At 64.8% G+C, this 10,235-nt stretch carries 8 protein-coding genes; all 8 read right to left on the reverse strand.

All coding sequences use genetic code 11. The features are described 5' to 3' along the window. Window positions 1-99: 99 nt before the first annotated feature. The 8 genes from ACIQH8_RS07555 to ACIQH8_RS07590 all read right to left on the reverse strand — a co-directional run bounded on the left by ACIQH8_RS07555 (window position 100) and on the right by ACIQH8_RS07590 (window position 10,235). Entirely contained in the window at window positions 100-1,368 is a 1,269-nt protein-coding gene (locus ACIQH8_RS07555; protein WP_400996673.1) for a hypothetical protein, read from the reverse strand. Between the two features lie 73 nt (window positions 1,369-1,441). Further along, a complete protein-coding gene (locus tag ACIQH8_RS07560) occupies window positions 1,442-2,197 on the reverse strand; it encodes a PP2C family serine/threonine-protein phosphatase (RefSeq protein ID WP_400996676.1) in 756 nt (251 codons plus the stop codon). Further along, complete coding sequence (locus tag ACIQH8_RS07565; protein WP_400996679.1) at window positions 2,198-2,872, reverse strand: VWA domain-containing protein; 675 nt, start codon at window positions 2,870-2,872, stop codon at window positions 2,198-2,200. Between the two features lie 26 nt (window positions 2,873-2,898). Next, on the reverse strand, window positions 2,899-5,181 hold the full coding sequence (locus ACIQH8_RS07570; RefSeq protein ID WP_400996681.1) for a hypothetical protein: 2,283 nt from the start codon (window positions 5,179-5,181) through the stop codon (window positions 2,899-2,901). Continuing rightward, window positions 5,178-5,570 carry a helix-turn-helix domain-containing protein gene (locus ACIQH8_RS07575; protein WP_400996683.1) on the reverse strand — a complete coding sequence of 131 codons (393 nt, stop codon included), beginning with the start codon at window positions 5,568-5,570 and terminating at the stop codon, window positions 5,178-5,180. Before ACIQH8_RS07575 ends, ACIQH8_RS07570 begins: the two co-directional genes overlap by 4 nt. Before the next feature lie 357 nt (window positions 5,571-5,927). After that, on the reverse strand, window positions 5,928-6,167 hold the full coding sequence (locus ACIQH8_RS07580; protein ID WP_400996685.1) for a DarT ssDNA thymidine ADP-ribosyltransferase family protein: 240 nt from the start codon (window positions 6,165-6,167) through the stop codon (window positions 5,928-5,930). A 56-nt stretch (window positions 6,168-6,223) separates the two neighbouring features. Continuing rightward, on the reverse strand, window positions 6,224-7,975 hold the full coding sequence (locus ACIQH8_RS07585; protein WP_400996687.1) for a DUF262 domain-containing protein: 1,752 nt from the start codon (window positions 7,973-7,975) through the stop codon (window positions 6,224-6,226). A gap of 25 nt (window positions 7,976-8,000) precedes the next feature. Continuing rightward, window positions 8,001-10,235 (reverse strand): 3'-5' exonuclease, encoded by a 2,235-nt coding sequence (locus ACIQH8_RS07590; protein WP_400996689.1) that lies wholly within the window; start codon window positions 10,233-10,235, stop codon window positions 8,001-8,003.

Consider the following 10,235-nt stretch of genomic DNA (forward strand, 5'->3'; position numbering starts at 1 on the left):
GTGCCATCCGTCACACCCCGCGCCCGCCGAGCGTGGATGCCTTCGGGCGCGGCATCCAGGCACCCCCTGATTCCCGTTGCGGCGAATCGTCCCCCGGGTTCACCGGCGGCGTGGTCGGCCCGCCCTGGATTGATCGGTTGTGGTGTCCACGACCTCTAAGCCGCCGCGCGCGCGGCCGATCGCGCTCACCCATTGGCGGCTTCTCTGGAGCACGAACTCCTCGCTTCGATGTGCCGTCGAGACCACCACGGACGATCGGAATACCCCGGTCCGCCTCGTGGACACGTCCTGAACCCCTCCGAGCCAGAGACGGATGTGAGTCCCGTCGACCTCGAAGACCAACTCGTCCTTGCCGAGTCGGAGCATCCCTCGACGCCCCTCATGCACTGCGGCCGAGCTACGCAACGGACGCAGTCGCCTGCTCTTCTCGGCGGCTGCAGCCCATCGCACGCTTGGCTCGCGCGACGCCGCAAGTTGGTCGATCGCAAACGGAGGCGTGTTCGGATTCGACGCTACCGCTTCCCTCACGGAGGAAGAAGTGTCCCCCGTCATCCGCTGGAGCCACGTGACCGGCGTTCTCGGGTCGACCGCGAGCGCACGCCGGACCCGTTCTGCCGAGTCGACGGAGAGCCTTCGCTTGGACTCGAACGGAACCCTGGGATTCGTCGATACCCGGACACGGACTTCGACGGCCGAGTCAGTCGCGAGGAGCGCGAGCGTCTCCGGAGGCGTGTTTCGATTGCCGGCCACGGCGGCACGAATGGAAGCGTGCCGCCTCATGGAGAGCAGCTTCAGTACTGCGGGCGTCGTCGACGAGCGCGACGCTTCGCGGAGTTCGTCATAGTCGAGCCAGTCGTCGTCATCGTCATCCCACCAGTCGTCGTAGCGCTCGTCGTAGTCAGACTCCCAGTCGTCGTCCGATTCCCAGTCGTCGTCAGACCCCCAGTCCTCGTCAGACTCCCAGTCGTCGAGCACGAGCGGATCTTCAGCGCCCTCGTATCCAAGGGCGAGAAGCTCACCTGCCTCTCGATCGGATCCATCCCAGCGCGACGCCGCATCGATCGCCTCGATGTGTCCCCAGAGCGCATCGACGGGATAGTTCGCGTTGGCCATTGCGGCGACGCGGATTGCTTCGTCGGAGTCGTTCCCGAGTGCGCCGAGGCTGTCCGATGGTGTGCTCGGGTTCTTGGCAACCTGCAGACGTATCGTGCGCACAGAATCTGTCGCAAGCACGCGAAGAGCGGCGGCAGGGGTGCTCGGATTCCAGGAAACCGCCTCTCGAACTTCGTCATCAGGATCTGCTCCGAGGATCTCGAGAACCGGCGCGCTGGTCGTCGGATCGGATGCAACCTGTACAGGACTGCTCATGCTGCGGCCTTCTCATTGGCGCTCCTCATGACTATCGCAATCATGCGAGGCGGCTTCGGGGATGCGTAGGGATTCACGAGGCTGGACTTCTCCCGAGGATCCCGATGGAGCAGTCATCCTTGGTGGCGTTGCGGATTGTGACGTCGACGATTCGACGGAGTCGCTTGCGATAGTCCGAGTTCTTGCTCTGCCGGGCTGGCGCGGTGCCGACCGCGGTGATGAGTTTCGTGCATGCGCCAGCGAGTTGTCGTGTGCGAGCGTCGAACAGGCTTTCGCTGGTGCCGTCGCTCATGAGGATGAACCCGCTTACCCCGGTCAAAGACCCGCGGAAGAGTCGCATGGATTCCGCTGCATTGCTGGAGGTCACGAATGTCGTCTGATTGGCGAATTCACTGTTGTCTGGCGCGGAGATGACCTTTAGCTGTCCGTCCTTCACATATCCTACGACTCCATCTCCGACATGAGCGCCGAGGAACTTGTCTCCAGAAGTCGCCACACAGAGAAACGTCGAGGCGAGATCCCGAACCTCGAGCCCATACCGGCTGGCGACGTCGGAGATCTTGGCCCTAAGCCGTTCGAGGAGTCCCAGCTTGACGCCGACCCCATCGTCGCTGGAGGCGAACTCGTCGAACAGTTCGACCAGTGCAGCGCACCCTTCGTCGACGACGGCCTGGGCGCCCAGCTCTGCGCGTGCCGCAGAGCCGGCGCCGTCCGCGAGACAGAGGACCTGAACGCCACCCCGAGACAGATACTTGGTCCGATCTTGGACCGGAGTTCCGTCACGCAGGTGACCATGGCCCCGAGCCTGGTAATGGAACTCCTTGAACACCTAGAGCTCCGCCCAGCCCGCCAGGCCTTCGAGGTCGAGCTTGACGGTGTCACCGGGAGTCGACCTCGACACCCGCGCCACCGACTTCGAAAGCCACTCGAAGAACTCCTGGAACTTGAGGCCGTCGAGACGAAGCGGGGGGCGGTTCGGACTGAACTTCGCGAGAGTCCGCATGTCCGCGTTCGGACCGATTCCGATCGGGAACACCGTGAGCTTCTTCGCGTCGACAAGATCGGCGACACGCTTCGCGGCGCCGTTGATGTCGTCCGTCGGTGCGCCGTCGGTCATGAGCACCAGCCAGGGCTGGTAGTAGAGGACGCCGCTCGCCGAGTAGGTCGCCTTCCGCCCCTCCAACGTGTCCAGAGCGAGATTCACGCCGGCTCCCATCGACGTGGCTCCATTGGCGGTGAGCGACGTGACACGCTGCAGCCGCTCGATGCTGGCGAAGTCGTGGACCAAGCCTGCGTTGGAGTTGAACTCCACGATGTTGATCTCGGCGGAGTCGTGAGCGTCCTCGTCCTCGTCGATCGCGTCGTAGAAGAGGTTGACACCGCGGACGAGCTCCTGAATCGGGGTGCCGTTCATGGATGAGCTCGTGTCGAGGCAAAGCGAGACGGGCACGCGGGGCGTGGGGTTGTCGACGAGATCATCTGCGCCGATGCTGAGACGAACCATGCTGGCTTCCTTTCGGGTTGGGGGGTTTAGAGGCCTGCGAACCACTTCTTGACGCGTGCCCAGAATCCGCTCTGGGTTTGGGACGTGACTCCGGTCGATGAACGCGGCGCCGCAGGCTTTGTCGCCGAACGCTGTGAAGAGGTTCCCGCAAGCTTGCAGGTCTGCTTGATCGCCATGTGGGACTTGGGTACGTCGAGAGAGCGGCTCGAGAACCACGCGATGTGGTCGTAGCTGATGAACGGCTTCCGACAATCCGCGCACAGTCGGTTCGGATCGAGCGTCATCGCCTTCGTAGCGCACGACGGGCAACGTCCATAGGAGAGTTGCGTCTTGGGGAAGTTCTTCTTGCAGTCCTTGCAGGCGAACATCACCGTAGCCGCGGGCCGACTGTGTGGGGAACGAACGGGAGGGTCGCCCTGCAGCTGCTCACGGCACTTGTTGCACAGCCGCGGAATCGAATACGCCTCGTTCTCGTCGATCCAGATGCCAGCGATCGCGTTCTTCCCCTGGCAGTTCGGGCAGTCCTGGATCGGAGTGTTGGGTCTGAACGCCTTGTTCCGAATCGGATAGACGTCGTTCGACATCGGGTCGAAGTTCGATTTCTTGTCGCTCAGGTAGGTCTTGTAGGCCCGGAAGGCATCGAGCCATTCGGTTGCAGTCGGGCGCCGACTATACCGCTTCCCCTCTCGATGGAAGGTGTGCCAGAACAGGTCCTTGACCGGCTTGTGGATGTGACTCCACATGTACTTCCAGTCGCCGTCGGGCTGGTCCTTGTTGTTGCGATTCTCGTACTGGAAAGCGAAGTTGCCTTCCTTGATCAGCTGCACCATGTCGCCATCGGTGCCGGTCCGGATGTACGGGAACTGGCCAGTCATGACGATCATGAAGAGCATCGTCGCTACCGCGAAGAGCTCGTCCTCCATCGTGCGGAGGTCTCCGGAGTAGGTCTTGCCCAGCATCCGCGGAGAGGTGAACATCGGAGTTCCCACGGGACACGGGTACCCCTCGAGCTGCCAGGAATCCGCGTCGATGATGAACACGTTCTTCCGGTCATCCACCATCAGGTTCTTGGGGTTGATGTCTCCGAGGACGATGTTCATCGAATGCAGGTACTGAACCTGCTCCAGGAACGCAATGCAGACATCGACGAGGTCTGCCTTCTTCCAGCCGGGGAACTCCTTCGCGAACTTGCGCTTGTTGAAGATCGTTCTCTGGAACTCGCGCCCGGACGCCTTGGGCATGGCGTAGCCGACGAATTCGCCCCGGCTGTTCGTCACCAGCGCGGTTGGGATACACATTCCCGTACCACGGAGTTGCCGGCTCACCAGCAGCTCGATCTTCTCCTTGCGGTGCCGAGTGAGGTGGCCCTTGTCGAAGATCTTGACGACCGTCTTGCGATCCGCCTCATAGACCGCGCCTTCCCCGCCCTCACCGAGAAGCGCCCCCAGCACGATGGAACCGACGTCATCAGCCGACATCAAGTTCACCCGGTCGCCCTGGGCCGGAAGCGAGGAGACCGCGAGTGGAGTATCGCTCGGCTTGAGTGCGACACCCGCAGCGAAGGCGGCCGCTTGCTTCACTGGCGCTCCGATGCGGGGCGAAGCAGTCGGCCCTGCCGTGCGCCCGCCAAGGCGAACGGCCGCTTCTTTCAGTCCGAACTCCCTGCGGAAGTCATCCAAGAGTGGCTTCAACGTCGCCACTTCCGACTCATCCTTGAAGTTACCGTGACCGTCTGCGATGTGCGTCGCGTGGCGGGTATACTTCCGCACTCCTCTCTCGAAGAGCGCCTGGTCTGATTCGATCTCGAGGTCGCCATCTTTGGTGAGCACACCGACGACGAGGCGTTTCTTGTACTGCTTCCCGAGTAGGCGGATCCTGAGCTTGACCGTGATGTCATGGGTGAGGAGGCACATGTCGTAGGTGCCTGCGAAGCGCTGGAACAGCAGCAGGAAGAGGTCGTCTGCGTATGGGTTGGTATCGTCGCCGAGATCCTTCCGCACGAGACCTACCGTGCTCGCGCTCTCGAGGAACGTGAGCGCAGTGCCGGCCTTCTTGATCGCCTCGGCTCGATCCGGGCTCTCGCCCGACGGGTCGATTTGACTCTGCTTGGTGAGTTCAGCCACCACCTTCGTCGGCACGACGATTGGGTTGCCATGTGTGAGGATCGCGCGCTTGCCCCGTTCGAACAATCGCTTCAGGCCCCCCACCCGATGCGGGTGCGTGTCCATGAAGATGTTCGTGTCGATGAAGAGCCGCCGCTCGGGCTTGAGGAACTCGACGGGATCGAGCAACTGGACATCTGAACTCACTCATTGCCTCCAAAAACAATGTTGCTGCGGAACTCCTCGACCGCTGCCGCGGTCTCCTCGTGATCCAGACGACGTTGTCGTTGGTACCTGACGATCGCGCGCATCGGGATGCGATGGTGGCTGCCAACGCGCACATGCTCGACGGTCCCCGATTCGATGAGTTTCATGAGGGAGGGCCGAGACATGCCAAGCATGATCGCCGCCTCCGTGGTCGTGAAGAGGTCCTTCAGGGGCACGACGACCGCCCCGGTCGAATGCTCCGCCTCAAGCAGCTCAAGTACTTTCTCCGCGCTCTTTCGAGAGAGCGACAGTGTGACCGTCACATCGTCGGGCGAGTTCTCCAAGGCGTCGCGCAGCGCCTGGATGTCATCCGGGAGAATTTCGGGCATCATCGGGTCCAAGGGAAGTACGTGGCGTGCATCTGCAGCATCTGCAGCATGTGCAACATCTGCAACCAACTGGCGTAAGTGAAGGTATCGGCGCCACCGGGACGGGGCAACGCCCCCTAACGGGGGCGGCGCGGCCAGGAATTCCCCAAGGGCGAGACCGCGCGCTACACCGCTAGGCACGACTCAGCTCCGTCGTGAGCAAGCGGTGGACTCTCCCCGACAGCTCGCCGCTCCTGTGCTCCCGCACATCGAATACGTCGGGCATCCGGCGGACGTCGCCGCGAATGGGGATTGTCGGCGTCCGCCTCACGGCCCGCCTCGTCGGTTGACGGGACCGTCGATGCTGATCGGCCGGAGTCACTCTCTTCGCGCCCCGTAGAACCAAGGAGCCCTGAGCCGGACGTCTGCCTCGTCACGTCCCGCGGTTCGGAGGAGATGCGCGACGACTCGCTCCATGGAGACCGATGGAGTGACGATCCGAGAAATCAACCGGAACGGCAGACCTTCCTCGACCAGGAACTCGGCATTCATCCCGATGAGATGCTCGGCGAAACGGTCGCCGGAGCGACGGCGCGCGAACTCGATGAGCTCGCTCAATGCTGATCGGTCGCGCCGGAAGCCTACTTCGATCCCTCGGCTCGCTCCCGCCACGGTCAGCCGATCGCGTCGGGCCAGCGGTCCAGGACCCGCGCTTCGAGGACGCGACCACGCTCCGAGATGGCCGCGGCATCCCACCGTTCAACTTCGGCTGCGAGGGAGAGAGTCGACCCGAACACCGGCTCGTCCGCGAACCGACGCCGCTTCTCGCCGAACGGTTCCAGGAGCGCGCGCTGCGGCGGAGCCGTGCTGAGCGGCACGAGATTGGCGAGCACGTCCCTCGATGTCGCGACCTGGTCCTCGGGGAAATCTGCCCAGGCGTCGTCGGGCTTCTCCGGAAGCACGCGTTCGACGAACGCGACCGTACCCGGCGCCCCACCCTCGACTGCGTCGAGTTCCTGGAAGAGGTAGGGCACGATCGTCGCCCCTGCGAGGTTGCGGTGCAGCACGGCGGCCGAGACCTCTGCGTCGGTCGGCCAACTGACCGTCTTATGCTTCTTGATCTCGGCGGCAACGCGCTGGGGCGTGTACCAGTTGTCGCAATCGAGCCACAGCCGCTTGAACACCGCGTGCAGGCCGGTGGGCTCGAACCCGCAAATGGCTCGACGGGTGAGGAACGCATCGATCACATCGAGGATCCCGTCACCGTGACCGACGCCGACCGAACCCGTGCGCATCGCGTGCGAGAGCTGCATCAGGAACGGGAGCGCGGAGGCCGGCAGGTTGGCGCGGCGCAACCGGTCCAGACGGAGCACCGTCGATGGTGCGTGCTCCGATCGGTTGCCACCGATCACGAGATCGAGGAAGTCGGGCTGGAAGACGGCCAGGGATTCGATGACCTCGACCGGGCTCATCCGCCCCCATTCGCGCTTGAGCGTCGGATACACCTCGGACTTCCGGAGGTTGGGCTCGTGGATCAGCCCGAACGGGAAGAAGTAGGCGTCGAAGTAGTCCTTCGAGTCGGTCTTGAAGGCCGAGTAGAAGGGCTGCCAGGCCTCGCGGTCGATCTCGATCGCCTGTTCGGGGTCTTCGAGCGCGACGCGCAGGAATACGTCGTTCCGCACGAGGTCGCCGATCGTCATCGGCTCCTGCCGGGAGTTCAGACTGTCGAAGATCTTGGGACCGTTGGTCGGGTCGTTGACGTCGATCACGACGACGCTCAGCTGCTGCAGGAGTGCCGTGTAGATCTCACGGATGCGGTCGGAACCGCCCTCGGCGGACTGCAGACGGTAGAACCGCTTGGCGCGCTTGTAGTTGGTCTCGACGCGGCCGTGCTTCCGCTCATCGGACGGCAGCAGGTTGATGTGCGTGCCGACGAGCGCGGGCTCGAGCTGGCGCATCGTCGTGAGCTCGCGGATCACGACGTTCAGGTCGCCCTGGTCTTCACCGCTCGGCTGCAATCGCAGATTGGAGCGCCGTCCTGTCGGCACATTGGTCACGATGTACCGGCGGAAGAGCTGCGCGGCCTCCTCCGCTTCACCGGCGAGCGCCAGCGCGTGGATCGCCGCGCAGAGGTAGAGGTACACCGTCGTGAGCCGCTGCTGGCCGTCGATGATCTCGTCGACGGCGAGTTCGGCCGGGCCGCTCGGCAGCTGGTGCATGATGATGGCCCCGACGAAGTGCACGTCGTCTTCGCCTTCGACGAGGCGAAGGATGTCGAGCTCGAGCTGGTAGCACCGCGCGGTCTGCCACTTGTACGGTCGCTGGAAGAACGGGATCGAGAGCACGGACCCCCCTCCGAGGATCGCCTCGAAGTTCGTTTCGTCGGTGCTGCTGGTCAGCTTGAGTTGGCGGAGGACGAGAGGCACGGGGTTTCCGTTCGTTCGGGGTCGATCAGGATTCGGTCAGCATCGGCGAGGGGCGTCCCTTCCAGAGCACCACGAGCTCGTCGCGCGCCCGGCTCGACGCCACGTACAGCAGCGACCGTTCCCGCAGCTCCACGTCCGCGCGGTCCTCCGGCGCGACGCCCTTGAATGCCCACGTCGACGGGAACGATCCGTCGGACATGTCGAAGAGCACCACCCGTGAGAACTCCATGCCCTTCGAGGTATGCATGGTGAGCACGACCGGGTCGGTTCCGGTCTGCTTCGCCGAGGTCAGGATGGTGCTGGCGATGCCGTGGTGTTCGAGGGCGTCGTGCACGTCCTTCGAGGCGTTGTTGGAGGAGGTCAGCACGGCGATGGTCTCGCCGCGCACGCCGGCATCGAGCCAGCCCCGCACGGTGTCGGCGAGCGCCGTGTACTGCTCCCCCGCCGAGGTGGACGCGATGCGTCGCGGATCCGGACCGAGTCGACTGGAGCGATACCCCGCGACGCCCTCTTCGGCGCCTTCGGCGTCAATGTACTCCGCGCCTTCGAGCAGCCCGAGCGCGTATCGCAGGTTCTGCTCGGTCGTGCGGTAGTTGAGGGTGAGCCGACGCGACCGGCCGACGATCGCGATCCCCAGCCGCGAGAGCACGACGCGGCGCCCGTAGATGCGCTGGTGGATGTCGTCGGCGATGAACATGTCGTCGTCGCCCTCGGCGGTGAAGGCGCGCAGGAACTGCCAGTGTGCCGCGGTGAGGTCCTGCGCTTCGTCGATGAGGATGTGGTCGGCGAACGTGCGCGGGCCGCCGCCGTCGAGTCCGGCGAGCCATCCGGCCGCGACGGCGGCGAGCTCGGCGTAGGTGACGGTCGAGTTGATGCGGGCGTTGCGGCGGAAGTGCTCGACGACCTTCCACACCTCGGCCCGCTTCGCGCGATCGAGCGCGACCCCGCGTCCGGGTCGGCGGGCGGTGAAGTACTCGTCCTTCGTCGTGATGCGGTTCGGCAAGATCACTTCGAGGTATTCGCCGGAGAGGAACGACTTCGAGCGGAGCGGTCCGGACAGGTCCGCGCCCGAGTCGTCGACCGCCGCATCCCAGCCGCTGTCGTTGGCGACGGGTCGCGCGGCCGAGTCGATCGGGGAGCCGATCACGTTCACGGCCGCGTCGCCGAATCCGGTGCCGGCGAGCTCCCGAACGGATGCCACGAGCGCGTCCACCCCTCGGATGAGGATGCCCGGCTCGCCGGGTCGGTCCGCGATCGCGGTGGTGGCGTCCAGCCGTTCGAGGTCCCGGCGAAGGTTGTCGGCGAGCGCCCGCGTGTAGGTCGTGAGCACGACCCGCGATCCGGCGTCCGTCCACGCGAGGTTGCGCGCGCGGTGGATGAGCACGACGGTCTTGCCGGTGCCCGCTCCTCCGGTGAGCCGGAACGGCCCGTGGTACTTCGCGGTGGCGTACCGCCGCTGGTCGGGGTGGAGGAAGACGCGCCAAGCGCCGAAGTCGCCGCCCTCGATGACCCGCTGCAGCTCCTCGTCGGAGTCGACGAAGGTGAACTGCATCTGCGCGGCGGGGTGCTTGAGCGCGTCGACGAGGCGTGCGTCCTCGTGCCGATCGTCGATCTCGGCGGGCGCGACGGGCTCGACCGCCTCGCCGATGCCGAGCGACTCCTTGATCTGGGAGATCGCCGACCCGACGGCCATTTCGAGCAGCACCGATGCCTGCCACTCGTTCTCGAGCGATGCGGCGAAGGTGAGCAAAGCGTCTTCGTCGGGCGCGGCGAACGCCCGCTCGGCGAGGTCGGGGGCGAAGCCGAACTCGTCGACGAGGTCGCTGCGGAAGTACGAGCGCTCGGTGAGGAAGGAGCGCGCCGGCGCGACATCCGCTTCGGGCGCAGCAGACGACGACTGCCCGGCCGCCGCCTCGTGGGCCGGCGTCGTCGCCTCGATGAACTCCGGGATCCCGTTGACCGGGTTGATCTGCAGCTTCCGGGTGCGTGCCCGTTCGATCGCCTCGTCGTGCTCCCAGGTGCCCGCGTAGACGTAGGTGCGCTCCTGCCCGATCGGGTCCAGCTGGTAGAGCACCGCGCGCAGGTGGATGTCGACCCGCCCGGTTCGCGCCCGCTCGTCGACCGGGTGGTTCATCCGCTCGATGTTCAGGCCGGGGATGCCGTCGTCCTCCGTGAGCTTGCGGAGGAACGACATGATCTTCAGATCGACGGCCTTCTCGTGCTTCTGACCCTTCATCTTGGTCATGATCAGGTTGGGCAT

Origin of the sequence: Agromyces sp. GXQ0307 (assembly GCF_044769845.1) — a bacterium.
Lineage (GTDB): Bacteria > Actinomycetota > Actinomycetes > Actinomycetales > Microbacteriaceae > Agromyces.

Coding starts and splice junctions, on each gene's coding strand:
- ACIQH8_RS07555 (WP_400996673.1), bottom strand. CDS start 1,368: ATGAGCAGTCCTGTACAGGTTGCATCCGATCCGACGACCAGCGCGCCG.
- ACIQH8_RS07565 (WP_400996679.1), bottom strand. CDS start 2,872: ATGGTTCGTCTCAGCATCGGCGCAGATGATCTCGTCGACAACCCCACG.
- ACIQH8_RS07575 (WP_400996683.1), bottom strand. CDS start 5,570: ATGCCCGAAATTCTCCCGGATGACATCCAGGCGCTGCGCGACGCCTTG.
- ACIQH8_RS07590 (WP_400996689.1), bottom strand. CDS start 10,235: ATGCCCAACCTGATCATGACCAAGATGAAGGGTCAGAAGCACGAGAAG.